This window comes from Vibrio sp. VP6 (assembly GCF_028823755.1).
GTDB lineage: Bacteria > Pseudomonadota > Gammaproteobacteria > Enterobacterales > Vibrionaceae > Vibrio > Vibrio parahaemolyticus.
In genome coordinates this window covers 114,809-137,626 of sequence record NZ_JAPEID010000005.1, presented here as the reverse complement: position 1 = coordinate 137,626, position 22,818 = coordinate 114,809, and the positions used below count along the sequence as shown (strand labels likewise).

At 47.7% G+C, this 22,818-nt stretch carries 18 protein-coding genes; 11 read left to right on the top strand and 7 right to left on the bottom strand.

Annotation, left to right across the window (positions count from 1 at the left end; genetic code table 11):
* Positions 1-72 precede the first annotated feature (72 nt).
* Positions 73-399 carry a DUF1840 domain-containing protein gene (locus OU793_RS05330; RefSeq protein WP_024700735.1) on the bottom strand — a complete coding sequence of 109 codons (327 nt, stop codon included), beginning with the start codon at positions 397-399 and terminating at the stop codon, positions 73-75.
* A gap of 132 nt (positions 400-531) precedes the next feature.
* Here OU793_RS05330 and OU793_RS05325 point away from each other — a divergent pair, with 132 nt between their 5' ends.
* Both OU793_RS05325 and OU793_RS05320 read left to right on the top strand, forming a co-directional pair.
* Positions 532-1,368, top strand: coding sequence for a phosphate/phosphite/phosphonate ABC transporter substrate-binding protein (locus tag OU793_RS05325; protein ID WP_025505457.1), 837 nt, complete (start codon positions 532-534; stop codon positions 1,366-1,368).
* A gap of 11 nt (positions 1,369-1,379) precedes the next feature.
* Complete coding sequence (locus OU793_RS05320; protein WP_024700734.1) at positions 1,380-4,001, top strand: ATP-binding protein; 2,622 nt, start codon at positions 1,380-1,382, stop codon at positions 3,999-4,001.
* A gap of 94 nt (positions 4,002-4,095) precedes the next feature.
* Here the strand turns inward: OU793_RS05320 and OU793_RS05315 are convergent, their stop codons facing one another.
* The 6 genes from OU793_RS05315 to OU793_RS05290 all read right to left on the bottom strand — a co-directional run bounded on the left by OU793_RS05315 (position 4,096) and on the right by OU793_RS05290 (position 11,243).
* Entirely contained in the window at positions 4,096-4,998 is a 903-nt protein-coding gene (locus tag OU793_RS05315) for a hydroxymethylglutaryl-CoA lyase (RefSeq protein ID WP_180793833.1), read from the bottom strand.
* Positions 4,979-7,039 (bottom strand): acetyl/propionyl/methylcrotonyl-CoA carboxylase subunit alpha, encoded by a 2,061-nt coding sequence (locus OU793_RS05310; protein WP_180793832.1) that lies wholly within the window; start codon positions 7,037-7,039, stop codon positions 4,979-4,981. The genes OU793_RS05315 and OU793_RS05310 overlap by 20 nt, the downstream gene beginning before the upstream one ends.
* Entirely contained in the window at positions 7,032-7,814 is a 783-nt protein-coding gene (locus OU793_RS05305) for an enoyl-CoA hydratase-related protein (protein WP_180793831.1), read from the bottom strand. The genes OU793_RS05310 and OU793_RS05305 overlap by 8 nt, the downstream gene beginning before the upstream one ends.
* A 105-nt stretch (positions 7,815-7,919) precedes the next feature.
* Positions 7,920-9,527: a carboxyl transferase domain-containing protein gene (locus OU793_RS05300; protein ID WP_020838010.1), complete on the bottom strand. Its 1,608-nt coding sequence runs from the start codon at positions 9,525-9,527 to the stop codon at positions 7,920-7,922.
* A 114-nt stretch (positions 9,528-9,641) separates the two neighbouring features.
* Positions 9,642-10,811: an isovaleryl-CoA dehydrogenase gene (locus OU793_RS05295; RefSeq protein ID WP_159404358.1), complete on the bottom strand. Its 1,170-nt coding sequence runs from the start codon at positions 10,809-10,811 to the stop codon at positions 9,642-9,644.
* A gap of 45 nt (positions 10,812-10,856) precedes the next feature.
* Entirely contained in the window at positions 10,857-11,243 is a 387-nt protein-coding gene (locus OU793_RS05290; RefSeq protein ID WP_005373242.1) for a MerR family DNA-binding transcriptional regulator, read from the bottom strand.
* 209 nt (positions 11,244-11,452) lie between these two features.
* Between OU793_RS05290 and OU793_RS05285 the strand changes: the two genes are divergently transcribed.
* The 9 genes from OU793_RS05285 to betI all read left to right on the top strand — a co-directional run bounded on the left by OU793_RS05285 (position 11,453) and on the right by betI (position 22,806).
* Positions 11,453-12,631 carry a thiolase family protein gene (locus tag OU793_RS05285; RefSeq protein ID WP_140102978.1) on the top strand — a complete coding sequence of 393 codons (1,179 nt, stop codon included), beginning with the start codon at positions 11,453-11,455 and terminating at the stop codon, positions 12,629-12,631.
* A gap of 94 nt (positions 12,632-12,725) precedes the next feature.
* Entirely contained in the window at positions 12,726-14,219 is a 1,494-nt protein-coding gene (locus OU793_RS05280; protein ID WP_140102977.1) for a CoA-acylating methylmalonate-semialdehyde dehydrogenase, read from the top strand.
* 87 nt (positions 14,220-14,306) lie between these two features.
* Positions 14,307-15,461: an acyl-CoA dehydrogenase family protein gene (locus OU793_RS05275; RefSeq protein ID WP_140102976.1), complete on the top strand. Its 1,155-nt coding sequence runs from the start codon at positions 14,307-14,309 to the stop codon at positions 15,459-15,461.
* A 49-nt stretch (positions 15,462-15,510) separates the two neighbouring features.
* Positions 15,511-16,287, top strand: a complete 777-nt coding sequence (locus OU793_RS05270) for an enoyl-CoA hydratase (RefSeq protein WP_140102975.1) — start codon at positions 15,511-15,513, stop codon at positions 16,285-16,287.
* Positions 16,288-16,297: 10 nt separating this feature from the next.
* The gene (locus OU793_RS05265) at positions 16,298-17,428 is read left to right on the top strand and encodes an enoyl-CoA hydratase/isomerase family protein (protein WP_159404357.1); all 1,131 of its coding nucleotides are present in this window, start codon (positions 16,298-16,300) and stop codon (positions 17,426-17,428) included.
* An 18-nt stretch (positions 17,429-17,446) separates the two neighbouring features.
* Positions 17,447-18,343, top strand: a complete 897-nt coding sequence (mmsB, locus tag OU793_RS05260; RefSeq protein ID WP_025442644.1) for a 3-hydroxyisobutyrate dehydrogenase — start codon at positions 17,447-17,449, stop codon at positions 18,341-18,343.
* A 9-nt stretch (positions 18,344-18,352) separates the two neighbouring features.
* Positions 18,353-19,111, top strand: coding sequence for an SDR family oxidoreductase (locus OU793_RS05255; RefSeq protein ID WP_140102973.1), 759 nt, complete (start codon positions 18,353-18,355; stop codon positions 19,109-19,111).
* A gap of 454 nt (positions 19,112-19,565) precedes the next feature.
* Positions 19,566-21,614, top strand: coding sequence for a GGDEF domain-containing protein (locus OU793_RS05250; RefSeq protein WP_140050908.1), 2,049 nt, complete (start codon positions 19,566-19,568; stop codon positions 21,612-21,614).
* Positions 21,615-22,206: 592 nt separating this feature from the next.
* Positions 22,207-22,806: a transcriptional regulator BetI gene (betI, locus tag OU793_RS05245; protein WP_005463648.1), complete on the top strand. Its 600-nt coding sequence runs from the start codon at positions 22,207-22,209 to the stop codon at positions 22,804-22,806.
* The last annotated feature ends 12 nt before the right edge of the window (positions 22,807-22,818 follow it).

Sequence of the window (22,818 nt, the reverse complement as noted above, 5' to 3'; positions counted from 1 at the left end):
TCTTGGCTTCGAGTAGTGATAGCGAGGCGGTCACAATATGGATTCACCTCGCTAGAAACCAGTTTGAAGGCGTTATTGGTTGTCCCACATGACTTCGCATTCTTCTTTGATTGCTGATTTTAGCAACTCAATCAGTGGAAACGCTCTGCGCCCTAAGCTTACCGCAGGCTCTGCTTGTTCTTCCTCTTCGTCTACATCTACATCAGTAGGGAGGTTTTCCTCAGCCGCATTTTTCGCAGATAGAGCAGAAGTTAACTTTGATAGCGCGTCAGGAACATCTTGAGCGGAAATTGAGCCCGGCACTGTGCCGCTGTGACCCATCATTTTGATCATCTCTAGTGCAATGTCGCCAAACATCGTGACATTTGCATAACTACGACAACGAAATGTAATAAGCATGTACTGCTCCTATTTTTAGGTGTTCGTTTGAGTATAAATCCTATCCGAGACATGAGGCAATTTAACGCGTTAATTCGCAATCTTTCAAATAGCTATCTATCTTTAACGGAAGACAAACACAAGGAGGTGATTTTGTTGAATTCTCAATTGCAGAAGCTGACTTGGCTGTTTAAAAGGCGAATTTTTACGTTGCTTATGACGTTATGCATATTGTCGCCTTCCATCTTCGCTCAGCCCTCTCTTGTTTTTGGTGTGGTGCCACAACAATCGGCCACCAAATTAGTTCAACAATGGCAACCCTTACTGCAACGTTGGGGCGAGCTTGCCGGAGTTGAAATCAAATTTGCTACTGCGCGTGATATTCCTACTTTTGAAGCCCGTTTAATGGCTGGAGAATATGACATCGCGTACATGAATCCTTATCACTTTACGCTGGTGAACCAAACTCCGGGTTATACGGCGTTAGCAAGAGCGAAGAACAAGCGCATTACAGGGATTATTGTGGCGAGAAAAGGGCAGTCAGTTACTCTTGATGATCTGCAAGAAGAGACGATTGCTTTTCCGGCTCCGCGCGCGTTTGCGGCTTCCATCATCACGCAATCTGAACTAGAACAGAAAGGCATCAAATTTACGCCCAAATATGTGGGTTCGCACGATTCGGTCTATTTAGGTGTTCTGAAAGGCTTGTATATCGCTGGTGGTGGCGTGAAGCGTACCTTTGAGAGCTTGCCAAGTGAAACCAAAGAACAACTGAGCGTGATTTATACAACCGCAGGTTATACCCCTCATGCCATTGCAGTCTCGAATGAGGTAGATGAAGAGATGGCTTTGGCATTGCGAGCGGCGATCTCACAACTCAATGAGGATCCCAAAGCACAGGAGAGCTTCGCTTTACTCAATATTGATGGATTGCAATTGGCGCAAGACCAAGATTGGCAAGACGTCGTCCAATTGGGCATTTCGAGATAAGTGGGCGCTTTATGACGCTGCGTTCAAAAACGATAATTGGCATTGCACTCATCGAAGCACTCGCGCTCGGTGTACTTATCATCAGCGGCCTCAACTGGTTTAAAAGCTCGAACGAGACCAGTCTCGAAGTTGGTAGCCAGAATTTGGTGAGTGTGTTTGCTCAAGCTTCGAGAGACGCGGTAATCGCAACGGATCTGGCGTACTTAGACAGCTTTGCTCGCTCTGTCGTAAGTGAGCACAAGTTGGCTTACATCCGTATCGTCAATCAAGATGGCATCGAACTTACGCTTCAAGGTGATTACACAGGCGTTGACACCAATGTTCGTCCTTTTGATGCAAGCGACGGTGTTTATGACGTGGCGAAAGCAATCACGTTAGGCGATCAGACTTTTGGCGTGGTAGAAATGGGTGTTCACGTCGAGCATGTTCATCAAATGCTTTCGTTTGCGACTCATGCGAGTTTGGTGATTGCCTTTGTCGAAATGTCGCTGGTGGCGCTGTTTTCATTTGCGCTAGGCAGCTACTTGATGAAGCGTCTGGATCTTCTCCGCACTGGGGTAATCAAGGTTTCACAGCAAGGGCCGGGTTCGCAAATTTCTATTTCAGGCAATGATGAAGTCACGCGCGTTGGAGAGGCGTTTAACCAAATGTCGCGCTCTTTAGCGCTAGCGCAAAATAAACTTCAGCAAGAACATCAAACCCAGCAGCAGTTATCCGCAAAAATATCGCAGCTTGCCGAGGTGGCGGAACACGCTCGCGATACCATCATCATTACGCATCCTGACGGCACGATTGCTTGGGTAAACTCTGCGTTTGAGCAGTTAACCGAATATTCGTTAGAGGAAGTGGTTGGTAAATCACCGGGCGAACTGCTGCAAGGTGAAGACACCGACGCAAACACCGTCGCGTTGCTCTCACAAAGTGTTCGCAGCCATTCCCCGGTTAGGGTTGAGATACTCAATTACACCAAGTCGCAGCGCCCATATTGGGTCGAATTGGAGTTGTCTCCAGTGTTTGATGAAAATGGCGAGCTACTGCGTTTTATTGCGGTAGAACGTGACATCACCGATAGACGCGAGATGGAGAAGCGTTTGTCGTCTGCATTGGATAAATCGAAAAAAGCCACGCAAGCCAAGTCGGAATTTCTGGCGAACATGAGCCATGAGATTCGCACTCCAATGAACGCGATCATGGGGATCAGCGAGATATTGCTTGAGAACGAAAACCGCCGAGAGCCAAGGGAGTTATTGCTCCTGCTGCACAAATCTGCCAATAACCTTGTGACCATCATTAACGACATCCTCGATTACAGCAAAGTCGAAGCAGGCAAGTTGACGCTTGTTGAAGAGGAGTTTGATTTGCGCTCGTTAGTAGAGAGTTGCACGGCATTGTGTGCGTATCAAGCGGATAAAAAGAACCTTAAGTTATTGGTTGATATGCCATTAGCCATGAATACGGTCGTGGTCGGTGATAAAGGTCGGATTAATCAAATCTTACTTAACTTGCTCGGCAATGCAGTGAAATTCACGGATGAAGGTCATGTGCAGCTGAAAGTAAGAGAAAGTGAGTTCGGTTTTGATTTTTCAGTGACCGATACAGGCATTGGAATTCCTGAAGACAGGCTAACTCATATTATGGATAAATTTGAGCAGGTCGATACCTCTGCGACAAGGCGACATGAAGGAACGGGCTTAGGGTTAGCAATCTCAAAACGTTTGATCAGCATGTACAACGGTGAGCTTTGTGTGCGCTCGGATTTTGGCAACGGATCGTGTTTTAGCTTTAGTTTGCAGTTGCCTAAACGAAGTCAGCCTCATTCTGAGCCGGTGGAACTGAATGCAAATCGACTATTGTTGATTGATGATTATCTACCGCGCGTGGAACACTTGATGCGCTTAGCTAAAGAGATTGGCATCGAGGTGACTCATCGCAACGATTGGTCTGCGGCGCAGTCTTTGGGCAGAGATTTGGACGATTTTGACCGCATCATCGCGAGCGTGAATAATGCTCAGGATAGAGATGCGCTCTATGATCTTGATGCGACAGAATCAGCCGCCAAACGGGTACTGTTTCTCGCCCCTTGTGTGATGGAGGAAGGGCTGGCATGGTCGTGCGAACGGGATCGTTTACTGCCGCAACCTGTCACGCAGCATAAACTGCAAACTCTGCTTTCTAGCAAAATACAAAAGCGTCGAGCGCTTTCCTCACAAGACAATCCGGATTTTTCTAATTTGCACCTTTTGGTTGCAGAAGACAGCCATATCAACCGAATCTTGATTGAAAAAATGTTGCAAGACACCGGTGTGAAACTGACGTTGGCGGAAGATGGTGTCGAGGCCGTTGAACTCTACAAGCAGCTTTCCCCTGATTTGGTGATTACCGATATTTCTATGCCAAACAAAGATGGTTTTGGTGTGACAAAAGACATTCGTGAGTTGCAGGAAAACGGTGAGTTTCCTTGGTGTCCAATCGTGGCGTTTTCTGCTCACGCGATGCAAGAAGAGCAGCAAAAGAGTATTGCATTAGGGATGAATGATTACCTGACGAAACCAGTTCAGAAAAGCGATTTACTCGATATGATTGCGAAGTGGGGACGCCATACTCAAATGGCTGAAAAGCACGCCTCTGGTTAGTGCTTTTGTGAATCGTACTTTGCGCTAATAAAACGGGCATGTTGTTACGCATGCCCGTTTGTATTTATTGGTTGCTTATCGCGGATGGAGTCTTTTACAAGCTGTGCGGATCACCCAGAGCGAGTGCTACTTTGGAAGACGGACGTTTACCTAATGCATGGCAAATTTGCCAACCCGCTTCATTGATAATGTTGAGATCAATCCCCGTTTCAATGCCAAGCTGCTCACACAGATAAAGCACATCTTCCGTTGCGACATTACCACTGGCTCCTTTCGCGTAAGGGCAGCCCCCCAAACCAGCAACAGCGCTGTCAATGGTGTTGATACCCATTAACAAGGCTTGGTAAATATTGGCTAGTGCTTGCCCGTAGGTATCGTGGAAGTGCACGGCTAACGCGTCTTTTGTCAGTTGCGTTAATAGCGAATCCAGCATGGCGATAACGCGATTGGGCGTTGCTTTACCGACAGTATCGCCTAGAGATATTTCATAACATCCCATATCAAACAACGTATTGGCGACCGTGGTGGTTTGCTCTGGTTTTATTTCTCCCTCGTAGGGGCAAACCATGGTGCAAGACAAGTAACCGCGCACTGGAATGTTGTGCTGCTGTGCGAGCTCGATAACGGGTTCAAAGCGAGAGATGCTTTCCGCAATGCTGCAGTTGATGTTCTTCTGGCTGAACGCTTCTGAAGCGGAGCCAAATACCGCGATTTGCTTTACGCCGCTTTCCAGTGCACGTTCTAACCCTGCGAGATTTGGTGTGAGTGCGCTATAAACCACGTTAGGCTTTTGTGTGATCCCCGCAAACACCTGATCGGAATCGGCCATTTGAGGTACCCATTTCGGCGAGACGAAAGAGCCTGCTTCAATGTGCTCTAAGCCACTGTTGCTTAGCAGATTGATCAAACGGATTTTATCAACCAGCGTCACTGCCGTTTCATTCTGCAAGCCATCACGCGCGCCGACTTCGACGATGTTAACTTTCGTTGGTAGCATATTCGTGCTCCTTATCTTCACAGACATTATCGGGTGCAGAAATTAAATGCAGCAGGATGGAACCGTGCAGTACTTGGTCTCCATGTTGATAAAACACTTCATCAACGGTCGCTGCTACCGGAGCGGTAATGGTGTATTCCATCTTCATTGCTTCGAGTACTAACAGCGGATCGCCAGCCGCTACTTTGTCTCCCTTATTTGCCATGACCGCCGAGATCACGCCGTTCAGTGGTGCGGTTGGACTAAGTTCGTCGTCTTTGCCTTTTGGTGATTCAAAACTTGGTTGGTGAACAAAGGTACGTTGCTGACCAAGATAAAACAGCGTTGTCTGGTGCTCGTCGCTAAGCGCGTTAAAGGTGTAACGAACATTATCGATATCGACGACGAACTGGTTGCCACTTTCAAGCAAAGTGACCTGATGCAACTCCTCACCGCATCGGACTGTGAAGTGGTTAAGGTGCTGAGTCCCTGTATCTTGCGATGGTTGTTGCAAGCGTACTTGATGGTTGGCATTGGCATCCGTGAAGTTAAATCGATAAACGTTGTCAATTGATAGCCTAAAACCTTGCGTGGTTGGAGAGGGTAACGTTGAGCTGCCTGATTTTGAAGTGAGATCATTCCAGCGAGCAACCGCCGCCAACGTTAGCCAGATAGAATCCGACACGTTTTGCTGCTCACTTATGCCTTGCTGGTGTGTGACGAGGAAACCTGTATCAAGCTCAATCTCGGCAAAGGCTGGCTGCGAAATAATGCTATGCAGATAACCGATGTTTGTCGTTACTCCACGTACGTGGTATTGAGTCAACGCCTGTTTAAGCTGTTTTAGGGCGATATCACGAGTTTGACCCCAGACGATCAGTTTGCTGATCATCGGATCGTAGTATTCGCTGATGATATCGCCTTGAGTAACACCGCTATCAACACGCACACAAGCTAGTCGAACATTGCTGTCTGAGATGGGTTCTTGTAAATAATCAATGCGTCCAGTCGACGGCATAAAGTCATTGTCGGCATCTTCAGCGTAAATTCGCAGCTCGATTGAGTGTCCGTTATGGGTGATTTCGGATTGCGAGATCGGTAAATGCTCACCAGCTGCGACTTTGAATTGCCATTCAACCAAATCAACGCCGGTGATCAATTCAGTGACAGGGTGTTCAACTTGAAGGCGGGTATTCATCTCCATGAAGTAGAATTGACCTCGGCTATCGAGCAAGAACTCAACCGTACCAGCGCCTACATAGTCAATCGCTTGAGCGGCCTGAACTGCGGCTTCACCCATTTGTTTACGCAGTTCATCCCCAAGACCGGGTGCAGGTGCTTCTTCGACCACCTTTTGATGACGACGCTGAATGGAACAGTCACGATCAGAGAGATAGACACAGTTACCATGTTGGTCAGCAAATACCTGCACCTCAACGTGGCGAGGCTGCAATATGCATTTTTCGATTAGAAGCTGCTTGTCGCCAAAGCTGGAAAGCGCTTCACGCTGCGCACCGTCGATGGCCAAGGGCATTTCGGCTGCGCTATTGACCACTCGCATGCCTTTACCGCCGCCACCTTGGGTTGCTTTAAGCATCACTGGGTAACCGATTTTTTCCGCTTCCGTTAATAAATGCTCAACGCTGTTGTCTGTGCCGTGATAGCCCGGAACCAAAGGCACGTTCGCCTCTGACATGATTGCTTTGGCTTGAGATTTCGACCCCATAGCCTCGATTGCGTTGGTAGAGGGACCAATAAAAACGATGCCATTTTCACTGCACGCTTTGGCTAGTTTCGGGTTCTCGGAAAGAAAACCATACCCAGGGTGGATAGCATCGGCTTGCCATTTTTTCGCTGCGCCGATAATCGCATCGATATCGAGATACGACTCACTTGCCGGAGCAGGGCCAATGAATTCAGCGAAATCCGCCTGTTTTACATGTAAGCTGCTGCGATCCGCTTCGGAATAGACGGCAACCGTCTCGATAGCCATGCTTTTTGCGGTTTTAATGATTCGGCAGGCAATTTCACCGCGGTTTGCGATCAGTATTCTTTTAAACATGATTCCTCCAATGAGCGGCGCGCTTTTCAAAAAATGCACTCAGTCCTTCTTGTCCTTCACCGGACACGCGGGCGGTTGCAATGGCTTGGCTGGTGTATTCAATTAATGAGTGATCGATAGGTTGGTTGTCACAACGTAAGCAGAGCATTTTTGCTGCCTGCATGGCTTGTGGACCGTTGTTGAGCAGGTGGTCAATGGTGCGATTGACGGCTTCACGTGGTTGAGAGTCGATCTGATGAAGAATATTCATCGATAGCGCGGTTTCGGCATCAATCAGTTCCGCGGTTAAAAAGTAGCGTCGGCTTTGTCGTTGTCCAATCGCTCGGATTACGTATGGGCCGATGGTGGCGGGTAATAAACCGAGCTTCACTTCACTCAAACAGAAGCGGCTTTCAGGTGTACCGATAGCGATATCGCAGCAGCAGATAAGCCCGAGTGCACCACCAAATGCCGCGCCATGCACCATGGCAATGGTTGGTTTGCTAAAGGTATCCAGTTTATGCAGGAGCATCGCCAATTGCTGTGCATCTTGAAGGTTTTCACTCTCGGTTTTGGTGGCCATTGACTGCATCCAGCCAAGATCAGCACCCGCAGAAAAGTGTTTCCCTTGCGCGGTGAGCACCAATGCACGTAAAGAATCGTCTTGCTCAAGTTGTTCCAAAGTTTCGATAAGTGAAGCAATTAACTCGTCATTAAACGCGTTGTGTTTCTCTGGTCGATTCAGGCTCAACCAGGCAACGCCATTGCTGTCTTTTTCAAGCAGTAGTCCGGTCATGTGACTTCCTATGTCTGACATTTCAGTCTCTATTCCAATGCTCGCTAACCGTTACTTGTACAAACATCGGTATTCGCGAGGAGTTAAGGTTTGCCTTGTCTCCGGCTACATGCGGAAGATGCCAAATTTACTGTCTGGTATTGGTGCATTGAGCGCAGCAGACAGAGCAATGCCGACAACATCGCGTGTTTTCGCCGGATCAATAATCCCGTCGTCCCACAGGCGGGCACTGGCGTAATAAGCGTGGCTTTGGACTTGATATTGCTCCGCAATTGGACGTTTGAACGCTTCTTCTTCCTCTACGCTCCAGCTTTCACCTTTCCGCGTTTTGATATCGCGGGTTACTTGCGCCATCACGCCAGCCGCTTGCTCTCCACCCATGACGGAGATGCGTGCGTTTGGCCACATCCACATCATGGTTGGGTCATAAGCTCGGCCACACATGCCGTAGTTACCTGCGCCATACGAGCCACCAATAACCACGGTAAATTTAGGCACGTCCGCACACGCCACAGCGGTTACCATTTTCGCGCCATGTTTGGCGATGCCTTCGGCTTCGTACTTCTGACCGACCATAAAGCCAGTGATGTTCTGCAAGAAAAGCAGAGGAATTTTGCGCTGTGCGCACAGCTCAATAAAATGCGCGCCTTTTTGTGCGGATTCTGAAAATAGAATGCCGTTGTTAGCGACAATGCCAATCGGCATACCGTGAATATGGGCAAAGCCACAGACTAAGGTTTCACCAAATAGCGCTTTAAATTCATCGAACTGCGAATCATCAACAATTCGGGCAATCACTTCTTTTACATCAAACGGCTTTTTAAGATCGGTTCCGACGATGCCGTACAGCTCTCGCGCAGGAAAGCGTGGTTCCTGTGGCGTTTTTTGCTTGAGTTGGACGGGTTTCAAGTGGTTGATTTGTGAAACCGCTTGTCTTGCCAGCTCTAATGCATGGTGGTCGTTTTCTGCGTAATAGTCCGCCACACCAGAGGTACGGCAATGCACGTCTGCGCCACCAAGATCTTCCGCGCTGACTTCTTCACCTGTCGCCGCTTTAACGAGCGGTGGACCTGCCAAGAAAATCGTGCCTTGCTCTTTTACGATGATCGAAACGTCACACATGGCAGGCACGTAAGCTCCGCCAGCGGTACATAGCCCCATGACCACTGCAATTTGCGGGATACCCTTGGCTGACATTCGGGCTTGGTTATAGAAAATACGACCGAAGTGGTCTTTGTCTGGGAAGACCTCATCTTGGCGGGGTAGGTTAGCGCCGCCAGAGTCGACTAAGTAAACACACGGCAGTTGGCATTTTTCTGCAATTTCCTGTGCTCTTAAGTGCTTTTTCACGGTAAGTGGGTAGTAACTGCCGCCTTTTACCGTCACGTCGTTCGCGACGATCATGCACTCAGTGCCGTCAATCACACCCACACCTGCAACCACTCCAGCACATGGAACGTAATCTGGATACACATCCCAACCCGCGAACTGGCCAATTTCTAAGAAGGATGAACCGGGATCGAGGAGGGCAAGAATGCGCTCACGTACCGGAAGTTTGCCTTTCTTCTGCTGATGCTCACGTGCTTTCTCGCCGCCACCATCTTCGATTTGCGCAGTCACGGTATAGAGTTGATCCACGAGCGACGCCATAGAGCGGTAGTTTTCCTGATACTGCTCTGAATGGGTATTAATATTGGTCGTCAAACAAGCCATAAATAGCCGATCTCCATTCGGTAGACGGGTGACACCACCCGCCTTTATCTATGTTGAATAAGATTTAGGTTGAATAAGGAATTTATTTAGATTCAGAACGCCTAGGTATGTTGATTAGGCGCTTTCGTTAAACAATTCGCGACCAATAAGCATGCGGCGAATTTCTGAAGTGCCGGCCCCAATTTCATATAGTTTGGCATCACGTAGCAAACGACCGGTATCAAACTCATTGATATAACCGTTACCACCGAGTAGCTGAATGACATCTAATGCCATTTTGGTTGCCAGCTCTGCGCTGTAGAGGATCGCACCAGCAGAATCTTTACGTGTGGTTTCACCGCGATCACAAGCAGCTGCCACAGCATATACGTAGGCTTTAGCAGCATTCATTTGTGTGTACATATCCGCGATTTTCGCTTGCACAAGCTGGAATTCGCCAATGGATTTGCCGAACTGTTTACGGTCGTGGATATATGGCACAACGATATCCATACATGCCTGCATAATGCCAAGCGGGCCGCCGGCAAGGACAACGCGTTCGTAGTCCAAACCGCTCATCAACACTTTCACGCCTTGGTTTTCTTCGCCGAGAATATTTTCCGCAGGGACTTCGCAGTTTTGGAATACCAATTCACAAGTGTTCGAACCGCGCATGCCTAGTTTGTCGAGCTTTTGCGCTTGAGTGAATCCCGGGTATCCACGTTCTACAATAAAGGCCGTGATGCCTTTGGAGTGCTGGCTTGGATCGGTTTTGGCGTAGACAACATAGGTGTGTGCATCAGGGCCGTTGGTGATCCACATTTTGTTGCCGTTTAGCAGGAAAATATCGCCTTTACGTTCCGCTTTAAGCTGCATAGAGACCACATCAGAGCCAGCGCCGGGCTCGCTCATTGCTAGAGCACCAATATGTTCACCGGAGATGAGTTTAGGTAGGTATTTCTCTTTTTGCGCTTGTGTGCCGTTGCGGTGGATTTGATTGACACAAAGATTGGAGTGAGCGCCGTAACTTAATGCGACCGAGGCGGAAGCTCGGCTGATTTCTTCCATGGCAATAACGTGGGCGAGATAGCCCATGCCTGCACCACCAAACTCTTCGCTGGTGGTCACGCCTAAAAGACCCATGTCACCCAGCTTGGACCAAAGATGGTTTGGAAAGTCGTTAGATTGGTCGATAGATTGCGCTAGCGGCGCAATTTCTCTTGCAGCAAAACTATTGATTTGCTCGCGAAGCAAATCGGTATTTTCGTCATAAACAAAGTTCAGGGAAGAGTAGGTAGATTTCATTGCGTGTCCTTGCCTTTACGTCACCTACATCCCAGTGCTGAGGTATCAGGTGACTTTTTCGCCTTTCATGGATCTCAGTGTGTTTTGGCATCGCAACTGTGCCGCGTTTAACTCCATCATTACCGCTTGAATGTCGTTTGCTTGCTGTTGCAATGCTGCCTTCTTCTCTTCGATCAACCGAATCATATAGTTCAACTGCTCAGTACTTTGATCGGTATCGTAGAGTTCAAATAACTCTTTGATATCTGCAAGAGAAAAGCCCAATCGCTTACCTCGCAAAATCAGTTTTAGTCGAATTCGATCGCGACCATTGTAGATTCGAGTGTTGCCTTTACGTTCTGGAGTTAGGAGACCTAAATCTTCGTAGAAGCGAATACTTCGGGTAGTAATGTCGAACTCCTTCGCGAGCTCGCTGATCTTAAATGTGTTCATTCCTTAACCTTACGACTTTCGTATAACATTCATACGAATATACAATTCGTTAACGTTAAAGTAAACAAACAACATCCACTCTTGAGCCTTGATATCACTCGCATTTACTCGAAATAAAAGAATCACTCGAACAAACAATAACCTCAAACTTGACGTTAACGTAAATGTTAGTATAGTTATGACGTAAACGTCAACAAAAGGTTAATGGAATGAAAAATGAAACATGGATTGTTGCCGCTAAGCGAACGCCTATCGGCTCTTTTCAAGGTGCATTAGCTTCAACAGATGTCACGGAACTCGGTGCGAAAGCCATTCAAGGGGCGCTAGCCGAAAGCCAACTCGATGTGCACAAAATAAACGAAGTGTTGATGGGATGCGTTTTACCCGCCGGTGTGGGGCAAGCGCCAGCAAGACAAGCAAGTCTTAAAGCTGAAATGCCACAATCGATTGGTTGTACGACACTGAACAAAGTTTGTGGATCGGGTATGAAAACCGTGATGCTGGCCCATGATCTTATTCAATCTGGTAATGCGCATGCGGTTATCGCTGGTGGTATGGAAAACATGTCGTCTTCTCCTTATCTATTAAAGAAAGCGCGTGATGGTTTCCGTTTAGGTCACGAGCAAGTGCTTGATCACATGTTTTATGACGGTTTGCAGGATGCCTACCAAGGCGAATTGATGGGTGTCTTTGCCGAACAAACCGCGCAAAAGTACCAATTCAGCCGTGAAAGTATGGATGCATGGGCACAACAATCGGTGACTCGTGCGCAGCAAGCGATTGAGCAAGGTTTGTTCAAAGAAGAGATCGTGCCTGTTAACGTAAAAAGTCGACGTGGTGACACCTTGGTTGTAGACGATGAGCAACCGAGTAAACTCGACGTCACTAGAATTCCTACCTTACGCCCTGCGTTTGCTAAAGATGGCGGCGTAACGGCAGCCAACTCCAGTTCTATTTCTGATGGTGCATCGGCAATGGTATTGGTCGATAGTGAATTTGGCCGTCAGGAAAACCTTCAACCTCTAGCCAAAATTGTCGCGTACAGCACGCATGCAAGACAGCCAGATGAGTTCACCATCGCACCCGTATTCGCGATTGAAACGCTGTTGGAAAAAACGGGCTGGGACAAATCAGACGTGGACCTTTGGGAAATCAATGAAGCCTTTGCTGTTGTCACTCAATACGCGGTGAAGACACTCGAACTGGACGCGAGCAAAGTGAACTCTCGCGGCGGTGCATGTGCTTTAGGCCACCCCATTGGTGCAAGTGGTAACCGAATCCTCGTGACTTTGATTCACGCTCTTAAACAAACAGGCGGTAAACGTGGCGTTGCATCGCTTTGTATTGGTGGTGGCGAGGCAACCGCAATTGCGATTGAGATCTGTTAAGACTTTTGAACACAACACTTTGACCGCGGCGTAAGCCAGTGTCGATTTTACTAACAGTAGTCAGTACAAAGCTGAAAAATACAAGGATGTCATCATGACAGAACAAGTAAAGCAGTACATCGGTGGTGAATTTACCCAATCCGACTCAAAACAATGGCTAGATGTAACTAACCCGACAACCAATGAGGTGATTGCGCAAGTGCCTTGTGCCACGGAATCGGAAATGAATGCGGCTATTGCCAGCGCAACAGAAACGTTTAAGCGTTGGAAAGAAGTGGCGGCGCCCGAGCGTGCAAGACTGATGCTGCGCTATCAACATCTACTAAAAGAGCAACACGATGAGTTGGCGATACTGCTTTCCAGCGAAACAGGCAAAACCCTAGCGGATGCAAAAGGGGATGTTTGGCGTGGTATTGAAGTGGTGGAACAAGCGGCGAATATCTGTAGCTCGATGATGGGCGAAACGGTAGAAAACGTGGCAACCAATATTGATGGTTACTCTTATGTCCAGCCTCTTGGTGTTTGTGCTGGCATTACCCCGTTTAACTTCCCGGCGATGATCCCACTGTGGATGTTCCCAATGGCGATCGCTTGTGGAAACACTTTCATTTTGAAACCTTCAGAGCAAGTGCCGCTGACAGCAATGAAACTGGCAGCTCTGTTTGAGCAAGCAGGTGCACCAAAAGGCGTACTACAAATTGTCCATGGCTCGAAAGAACAAGTCGATCGCATTCTTACCGATCCGGTGGTTCGTGCGATTTCTTTTGTAGGCTCTGTGCCAGTTGGTGAATACATCTACAAAACAGGTACAGACAACCTAAAGCGCGTGCAGTCATTTGCGGGTGCGAAGAACCACATGGTCATCATGCCAGATGCAAACAAGCAGCAAGTCATCAATAACCTAGTTGGCGCGTCAGTCGGTGCCGCAGGCCAACGCTGTATGGCGATTTCGGTGGCGGTATTTGTCGGCGAAACCAAAGAATGGATTCCAGAGCTTAAAGAGGCGTTAGCTCAAGTTCAACCAGGCGCGTGGGATGATGAAACCGCCGGTTATGGTCCGCTGATTAGCCCGCAAGCGAAGCAGCGAGTGGTGAATCTGATTAATGAAGGCAAAGCGTCAGGCGCGAACTGTGTTCTGGATGGGACAGATTGCCAAGTACCTGGCTTCCCGAACGGCAACTGGGTTGGTCCAACGCTATTCACTAACGTGACTACTGACATGTCGATTTATCAGGAAGAGATTTTTGGCCCAGTGCTGCTGACAATGGAAGTCGACAATTTAGATGCGGCAATTGAGCTAATCAACGCGAATCGTTTTGGTAATGGTACGTCTATTTTCACGGCGAACGGCGCTGCCGCGAGAAAGTATCAACACAATATCGAAGTAGGTAACGTAGGCATCAACGTGCCGATTCCGGTGCCATTGCCGTTCTTCTCATTTACGGGGTGGAAAGGCAGTTTCTATGGCGATTTGCATGCTTATGGAAAACAGGCGGTTCGCTTCTACACCGAAACGAAAACCGTCACCGCGCGTTGGTTTGAAGATGACATTCCAAGCGGTCCAAACATGACTATCCAACTTAGCTAATTACTGGATTGGCGATACCTCTAGCCAAGCCCTCCGTTTAAGTGGGCTTGGCTTCAAGTGCAACGAATTAGACCTTAGGACTTCAAGATGGATTTTGAATTAAACGAAGATCAACTCGCGTTTGCCGAAGTAGCAAAGCAGTTTGCAGACCAAATGTTAGCACCGCATGCGGCCGAGTGGGATGAAAACCATCACTTCCCTAAAGATGTGCTTCGTCAGGCGGGTGAGCTGGGTTTTCTAAGCATCTACACACCGCCAGAGCATGGTGGCTTGGGGTTATCTCGTTTGGATGCAGCGATCATTTTTGAGCAGTTGGCCATGGGTTGTACCGCGACTACAGCGTTTATGACAATCCATAACATGGCAACTTGGATGATCACCAGCTTTGCCAAAACCGAAGTCGCGCAGCAATTTAGCGCGGATTTAATTTCGGGTGAAAAGCTTGCTTCCTACTGTTTAACCGAGCCAAACGCAGGCTCTGATGCCGCTTCGCTGACGACAAGTGCGGTACGTGACGGTGACGAGTTTGTCCTCAATGGCGCAAAAGTGTTTATCTCTGGCGCGGGTGATACAGATGTTCTCGTCGTGATGGCGCGTTCGTGCGGCGAAGGGGCGGGTGGCGTTTCTGCGTTCGTCGTTCCTGCTGACATCGAAGGCATTAGCTACGGTAAAAAAGAAGCCAAAATGGGTTGGAACTGCCAGCCAACGCGCATGATCACTTTCGAAAATGTCCGCATTCCTGCCGACTATCTGTTGGGTGAAGAGGGCGAAGGTTTTAAGTTTGCCATGCTTGGTCTGGATGGCGGCCGAATCAACATTGCTACTTGTTCCGTCGGCACGGCACAACAAGCACTGAACGAAGCCAAACAATACATGACTGAACGCAAACAGTTCGGACGTTCACTGGCGCAATTTCAAGCCCTGCAATTCAAGTTGGCCGATATGGCGACTGAGCTGGTTGCTGCGCGTCAAATGGTGCGATTTGCTGCCGCCAAACTCGATGCGCAACATACAGAAAAAAGCGCGTACTGTGCCATGGCAAAACGCTTTGCCACGGATGTGGGCTTTAAAGTCTGCGATCAGGCGCTGCAAATTCACGGTGGTTATGGCTACATCAAAGAATATCCGGTCGAGCGCCATTTCCGAGACGTTCGTGTTCACCAAATCCTTGAAGGTACCAACGAAATCATGCGTCTGATCATTTCAAGACGTTTACTCACGGAAGGCGTAGAGCTGCTTTAGTCAGCGAGACACAGCCTTACCTCAAGGAATAACAAAGGACTGAAAGATTATGACGGCACAAATCAAATTAGAGCGTGAAGCGCACATTGCCAAGCTCACGATTAGTAACCCGCCAGCAAACACTTGGACGCTTGAATCTTTGAATCAGCTAAAAGAGTTGGCGATTGAACTCAGTAATGATCGCTCTATTTATGCGTTGGTACTGACAGGCGAAGGAGAGAAATTCTTTTCTGCTGGCGCGGATCTCAACAACTTTGCATCCGGCGATAAATCGCAAGCCGCAGATATGGCGTTCGCATTTGGTGAAGCCTTTGAAGCGCTGTCTGCGCTCGATGGTGTTTCCATCGCGGCAATTAATGGTTACGCGATGGGTGGCGGTTTGGAAGTGGCAATGGCGTGCGACCTTCGCATCGCAGAAGAACAAGTACAAATGGCACTTCCTGAAGCATCGGTCGGCTTGTTGCCTTGCGCGGGCGGGACGCAAAACCTGACCGCGTTGGTTGGTGAAGGTTGGGCGAAGCGCATGATCCTGTGTGGTGAGCGTGTGACGGCCGAGCGAGCGGAAAAAATTGGTTTAGTCGAAGAAGTGGTTGCAAAAGGCAAAGCACTAGATGCAGCGATGGCACTTGCACAGCGTGTCGCAGGTCAATCACCGAAATCCGTGTCTGCGTGCAAAACGCTCATTCAAGGCCGACGCAGCCAAACTCACGCGGCCGGATTGGTCTCGGAGCGTGAACTGTTCTTACAGCTGTTCAATACACAAGATCAGACTGAGGGTGTGAATGCCTTCTTGCAGAAGCGTAAGCCACAATGGACAAACAGCTAGCGGAGGCCAAATGACAGGTACGGTAAATGTTTCACAGATAGAATGTGCTGACGGCTCTGCCATTGGTGTGTTGGAGCTTGATAATCCAGCCGCCCTCAACGCACTTAGCTATGTGATGATTGAGCAGTTGTACAAACAGCTTAATGAATGGCAAATGGACGACAGTATCGTTGCGGTGTTTTTGCATGCTCAGGGTGAAAAAGCGTTTTGTGCAGGTGGTGATATTCAGGCTATCTACCGTGCTCTAGAAAACAAAGAGCAAGATTTTGATTCTGCGTTTTCAGCCATGGAGACCTTCTTTGACCTTGAATATCGCTGTGATCATCTTATTCACACTTATCCAAAACCGATCATCGCGTGGGGACATGGTTATTTGATGGGCGGCGGTGTGGGCTTATTTATGGGCGCCAGCCATCGCGTTGCAGAAACCACCACACGCTTTGCGATGCCAGAGATCAAGATCGGCCTTTACCCAGACGTAGGCGCGACGTACTTCCTAAATCAGCTGCCAAAACATTTGGCACTTTTTCTGAGTTTGACGGCTTGCCAAATCAACGCGACAGACATGAAAGCGTTGGGGTTAAGCCAATGGATTGCAAAGCCAGAAAGCAAACAAGCACTGTTGGATCTGCTTACATCCATAAGTTGGAAAGGTGAAGCGAATATCAACGAAAAAATCGCCACTACGCTGCGTTTGGTACAAGTGGACGAGCCAAGCGAAGGGATGTTGATGCCATATGCGGGATTGATTGAGCAGCTTTGTTCGGGTGATTTAGATTCGATTGTTCGCGCAATCAGCAGTGCTGACGTTGATAACAAGTGGTTCGTCAATGCGCAAAAAGCATTGAACTATGGCAGTCCGTTGTCGCTCAATATCACCTATCAGCAGTTAACGCAGTATCAAAATCTCTCTTTGAAAGCGTGTTTTGATATGGAATTTAACCTAACACTACGTTGTGGTTTAGAAGGTGATTTTAGAGAAGGGGTTCGTGCGCTGATTATTGATAAAACCAATCAACCGACTTGGCAACATCGCACGGTTTCTGACGTAACGCCACAAGCTTTGGAACGCTTCTTCGCGCCAATTGACTCAGCAGAATACCCACTGACCGCATCGTCGGTTGCCACTGCGGTACTTTAGACAAGGAAGAAATACGACATGGACAAAATTGCATTTATTGGCCTTGGCAACATGGGTGCGCCTATGGCTAAGAACCTACTCAAAGCGGGCTTGAACGTTGAAGTGTTTGATTTGAACCCAAACGCAGTGGCAGAACTTACCGCACTAGGCGCTTCAAGTGCCGATTCGGTTCAGCAGGCAGTACAAGGTGCGGACGTGGTAGTCACCATGTTGCCAGCGAGCCAACACGTTCAAAGCGTTTATCTCGGTCAAGACGGGATCTTAGACAGCGTTAAATCGGGCACTTTGCTGATTGATTCATCGACCATCGATCCGGAGACAGCACGATCAGTCGGAGAACAATCAGAGCTGCGTGGCATCAGCTTTGTGGACGCGCCGGTGTCTGGCGGCGTTGCGGGCGCAGCGGCAGGTACGCTGACTTTCATTGTTGGCGGCTCACAAGAGAACTTTGTTCAAGCCAAAGCGGTGCTTAGCCACATGGGCAAAAACATTTTTCATGCTGGCGATGCCGGAGCCGGTCAGGTGGCGAAGATCTGCAATAACATGATGTTGGGCATTTTGATGAGCGGCACTTGTGAAGCACTCAATTTAGGCATGGAAAACGGACTCGATCCTAAAGTGTTGTCCGACATTATGCTGCAAAGTTCGGGTCGAAATTGGGCTCTAGAGCTCTACAACCCGTGTCCGGGCGTGATGGAAAATACGCCTGCGAGTAATGGCTATCAGGGTGGCTTCATGAGCCAGTTAATGGCGAAAGATCTCGGTCTTGCGATGGAAGCGGCGGTTGCCAGTCAAACATCAACACCAATGGGCAGCTTGGCTCGTAATCTGTTTAATTTTCACAACGGTCAGGGCAACGGGCAAAAAGATTTCTCAAGCTTGTTCGAGTTCTACCAAAAGCAAAATCAGGCCTAAGGAGCGCTTATGGAGTTAGCAAATAAGGTCATTGCGATCACGGGGGCTGGGCAGGGGCTGGGTAAACAAATGGCACTGTCTTTGGCGCAAAGTGGCGTTCATCTTGCGCTTATCGACCTCAACCCAGACCAACTGGCTGAAACGAAAGCGGAGTGTGAATCTCTCGGCGTTACCGCTCGTTTTTACGTGACGAACGTGACTGACGAGCAGCAGGTGTGCACTGCATTTGCGCAAATTGAAGCGGATTTCAAACAGCTCAATGGCGTGATCAATAACGCAGGCATTATGCGCGATGGCATGTTCATTAAAGTAAAAGATGGTCAGGTTAACGCGATGTCGCTAGAGCAGTTTCAGTCCGTTCTGGATGTGAATGTGAAAGGCACTTTTCTGTGCGGTCGTGAAGCGAGCAAGGTAATGCTCAACACCGACAGTAAAGGTGTGCTGATCAACATATCCAGCGTTGCGCGTGCCGGGAATATTGGTCAAACCAACTACTCCGCATCCAAAGCGGCCGTAGCCACCATGGCGACGGTGTGGGCGAAAGAGTTAGGGCGTTTTGGCATCCGCTCAGTGGCGATTGCACCGGGCGTTATCAAAACCGCAATGACCGATCAAATAAAACCTGAAGCAATGGAACGCTTGGTTAGTATGATCCCTGTGGGACGCTTAGGGCTTGCGGACGAAATTTCATCGACCATCAAATATGTGTTAACCAACGAGTTCGTCACCGGGAGGGTACTAGAAGTCGATGGTGGAATGCGAATGTAATCTTAATAAGAGGACCAGCGATAACAGTGTTGCTGGTTCTTCCGTATTATTCTAGTGATCATTAAAGCGCCACTTTAGTTTCACGTAATGTCCTCTTCCAACAGCGTTTATACGCTAGTTTTCATAACACACCATGCTCAGTGACACGACGCAATTTCTTTTTTATCCAGAATTGTGATGTTTTCGCGTGAAATAACCATAAAATCTATTGTTGCGTCAAAACTGAAATTATTCATTTGTCTCTTAAATGAGAAATTCCCTTTTATGGTTGAAAATTATTCTCTTTGTCTTTTTTGTGGGACGAAATCGTTTCTACATCGAAAGTTGGTGATTTATTATTCACTACAGAATGCATGGGAAAGCATGCGCGGTGTGACCATTGTCATTCACGTGCAAAATAATAATCAAAACTTCCCACCACACTGAAGTAACTACCCATCAGGGAATAATAATAATGTCGCAATTTTATAAGCTCAGAGCGTTGTCGCTTGTGTTTTGGTTCGTGTTTTTGACGACCAAAGTCTATGCGCAAAGCCCTGAGCCAAAAGATAAGTTTCTGCAATCTCTTGAAGGGATTGAGAGCCAAATTTACGCGCTGCCACAAAGTTCACTAGCACAAATCGAATCATTAGAAGAAGACTCTCTACTGCAAAACCAGCCCAAGGATCTGTTGATTCGTTATTGGCTGGCGAAGTCGACCGTTCTTGAGTTGTTAGGGCGCGATAAAGAGAGCTTAGCAGTGGTAGATAAAGGGTTGAGTTTGACACCAGAACAAAGCCAAGAGCACTTGCTGTTCAAGCTGATCCAAATTCGAGCCATGATGGGCAATCGAGATATCGATACCGCGCTCTCGTCGTTGGATGCTTTGCTTGAAACGTCACGAGAAAAAGGTGACAAGAAATTGGAATCGGAAGTTCTGTTGCTCAAAGGTCGTTACTACGATGAGCAAGGGGACTATAAGAAATCGTACGCGGCGTTGATGTCTTCGATGGAAGCGGCGGAGTCATCGGGTGCGCAGGGCTTAGTCGAACGTGCAGCGCTAGAGCTCGGTGATGTATTGGTAAAAATTCAAGGCTATGACCGCTCTGAAGTCGTGCTGAAGCAGGCGTATCGTTATTTTAAAGACCGCCGCATGTCGTTTAATGAGTTGCTTAGCGTCCTAACTATTGCAAAGCTACACAAAGCTCAGTTCCAATACGATGAAGCCATCAAATCTTATCAAGCAGCTTTAAAGCTTGCGCAGATTATTGGTGACGGACGTTTTCGCTTTCGGGTGAACTTGGAGCTTGCGTCTCTGTATCGCGAAACCAACAACGAAAAAAACATGCTGCGTCATCTCAAGCTTGCCGAAAACTTGCAGTATCGTGAAACCTCGAATGCGTACTTGGCAACATTTAAGTTGTTGCAAGCTGAGTACATGCTAGAGCGTAAGCAGTATCAAGCTTTGTTAACGATGATTACGCCTTTACTTCCTGAGATCATCGAGAGTCGCTACATCAAACAGCAGCAAATGGAGCTGTTAAAAGTCGCTGCTATGGCTTACGCCGGAGATCAAAACTTCGAATTGGCCTATCAAACCTACGGTCAATATCATGAAAAATTCATTCAATTTAGTAATCAGCGTGAAGTCGAGAACTTAGAGCGACAACAAACCTTGTTTGAGCTAGAGCGATTAGAGTACGAGAACGAAAACCTCAACTGGAATAATGTATTACAGCGTCTAGAGCTGGAGAATAATCGCCGAACGTTCTACCTGTTGGGTGAAGTGTTATTGGTAATGATTGGTATTTTATTGCTTATGGCGTTGGTATTTTTGTACGTGAACCGTTCGCGTTTACGTATGCGTCGTTTGGCGAAAACCGACATGTTAACGGGCCTGTTTAACCGCCGATTCTTGGAAGAATGGTTTGCGAAACCTGCAGAGCAAAAGCCTAAGCTGATTGAAAAGCCAATTCCAGAAACGAAGAAAGGTAAGTTGGTTCACAAGCTAAACAAGCAAGTCATGCGTGTTCACTACGGCTATTTGGCGCTCAATCATTGGGTTGAAAGAAAGCTTGATAAGCAAAAAATGGTAGCGAAAAAGCCGGAAACAGGGCCGATCACGCTGGTTATGATGGATGTCGACCACTTCAAACAAGTCAACGATACCTATGGCCATGTGTTTGGTGATGTCGTATTAACTGGCGTAGCCAAAGTGCTCGACTCGTCGGTGCGTGAGAGTGATATTGTTGCTCGTCTTGGTGGGGAAGAGTTCGTTATCGTTCTTCCTAATACCGATCTTGAAGAAGCAACCGCGCTGGCTGAACGACTGCGTATTGCGCTTTCTCAACGTGGCTTTGTAACGGAGAACAATCAAGCCGTGAATGTCACTTGTAGTTTTGGTGTGATCACTTCGGATGACGTCGACGTTTCATTTGAAGCGCTTTGTAGCCAAGCAGATAAGTTGTTGTACGAAGCCAAATCCAGTGGACGAAACTGTGTGAAAGCACTGTCGTTTAGCTGAGCATGGCACAATAAGAGTCGCGCAACGCGGCTCTTTTTTTGCCAGTTTTATGTGCTCACCACTCCCTTCTTAAGTTCTGGCAGAACTCGACGTACTTATCTATCTGAATCTTATCAATATGCTTCCTGCAAGTGCAGCACTTGGATATGCGTCCATTTTGCCAGGTGCTCCCATCTTTCATTTAAATCTTCTAATTTACGTAGTTGTGGTTGGTAACAATCTAGCAACTCACGGGGCTGGGCAGTTAATTGGAATTACTTGCCTACCATTCAGAAATGAAACAACACAAATAATTAGTGTTCGATGTAAATGTTTTCTAACGCTTCTGCGTTGCGTTGTTCGCTTCGTTGGTGTTGAAGTTCAGTTTAACTGCTGTTGTTAATTAAGTTGTTGAAATTAATTGCGTTAATTTGTTTTGTTTCTTGTTTTTTGGCGGATCTTTGAATGGATGGTAGGGTTGGGTTTGTCTTATTACGGCATGTATTTAAATCTCATTATCACTACTTTTAACAATAAATGGTTTGAGTTCGAACTAAATTTTTGGCATTTTATATTTAACTAACCGTTCAATTAAAAATAACAAGGACGCAAAATGCCAAAGGTGGGGATGCCTGAAATCAGAAAACCGCAGCTTGTAAAAGCGACCATGTCAGTGATTGACAGAGTCGGTTTACATGCTGCGAGCATCTCGTTGATCAGTAAAGAGGCTGGAGTATCAACGGGGATAATTAATCACTACTTCGGTGGTAAGCATGGGTTGTTAGAAGAAACCATGCGCGAGATCCTTCGTCAGCTTTCTTCAACAATCACTGGGAAGCTTCGTGCGTTGCCAGCAGATGCTCATCATCAGCGTATCAACGCCATTATTGACGGCAACTTTGTTGGTTATCAGGCAGAAAACAAAGTCGCTAAAACGTGGCTGGCTTTCTGGTCTTACTCAATGCATGACGAGCAACTTAAGCGTTTGCAACGAGTGAATGAACGACGTCTGTTGTCCCATCTAAGAAGAGAATTAAAAGCGCTATTAAGTGCGGAGCAAGCAGAGTTGGTTGCTCACGGGATAGCATCACTGATTGACGGTATATGGCTACGCGGCACGCTCAACCCGCAAGGCATCGATGCTGATAAAGCGAGGATCATCATCAACGATTATCTCGAAAAGCAGCTAACGTTTTACTCTCATAAAATATAAAAGTCACAGGTC

Bases quoted from the DNA above. Each gene is read 5' to 3' on its own strand.
- OU793_RS05330 (WP_024700735.1), bottom strand. From the start codon at position 399: ATGCTTATTACATTTCGTTGTCGTAGTTATGCAAATGTCACGATGTTT.
- OU793_RS05320 (WP_024700734.1), top strand. From the start codon at position 1,380: ATGACGCTGCGTTCAAAAACGATAATTGGCATTGCACTCATCGAAGCA.
- OU793_RS05315 (WP_180793833.1), bottom strand. From the start codon at position 4,998: ATGCTACCAACGAAAGTTAACATCGTCGAAGTCGGCGCGCGTGATGGC.
- OU793_RS05310 (WP_180793832.1), bottom strand. From the start codon at position 7,039: ATGTTTAAAAGAATACTGATCGCAAACCGCGGTGAAATTGCCTGCCGA.
- OU793_RS05305 (WP_180793831.1), bottom strand. From the start codon at position 7,814: ATGACCGGACTACTGCTTGAAAAAGACAGCAATGGCGTTGCCTGGTTG.
- OU793_RS05300 (WP_020838010.1), bottom strand. From the start codon at position 9,527: ATGGCTTGTTTGACGACCAATATTAATACCCATTCAGAGCAGTATCAG.
- OU793_RS05295 (WP_159404358.1), bottom strand. From the start codon at position 10,811: ATGAAATCTACCTACTCTTCCCTGAACTTTGTTTATGACGAAAATACC.
- OU793_RS05290 (WP_005373242.1), bottom strand. From the start codon at position 11,243: ATGAACACATTTAAGATCAGCGAGCTCGCGAAGGAGTTCGACATTACT.
- OU793_RS05285 (WP_140102978.1), top strand. From the start codon at position 11,453: ATGAAAAATGAAACATGGATTGTTGCCGCTAAGCGAACGCCTATCGGC.
- OU793_RS05280 (WP_140102977.1), top strand. From the start codon at position 12,726: ATGACAGAACAAGTAAAGCAGTACATCGGTGGTGAATTTACCCAATCC.
- OU793_RS05275 (WP_140102976.1), top strand. From the start codon at position 14,307: ATGGATTTTGAATTAAACGAAGATCAACTCGCGTTTGCCGAAGTAGCA.
- OU793_RS05270 (WP_140102975.1), top strand. From the start codon at position 15,511: ATGACGGCACAAATCAAATTAGAGCGTGAAGCGCACATTGCCAAGCTC.
- OU793_RS05265 (WP_159404357.1), top strand. From the start codon at position 16,298: ATGACAGGTACGGTAAATGTTTCACAGATAGAATGTGCTGACGGCTCT.
- mmsB (WP_025442644.1), top strand. From the start codon at position 17,447: ATGGACAAAATTGCATTTATTGGCCTTGGCAACATGGGTGCGCCTATG.
- OU793_RS05255 (WP_140102973.1), top strand. From the start codon at position 18,353: ATGGAGTTAGCAAATAAGGTCATTGCGATCACGGGGGCTGGGCAGGGG.
- OU793_RS05250 (WP_140050908.1), top strand. From the start codon at position 19,566: ATGTCGCAATTTTATAAGCTCAGAGCGTTGTCGCTTGTGTTTTGGTTC.
- betI (WP_005463648.1), top strand. From the start codon at position 22,207: ATGCCAAAGGTGGGGATGCCTGAAATCAGAAAACCGCAGCTTGTAAAA.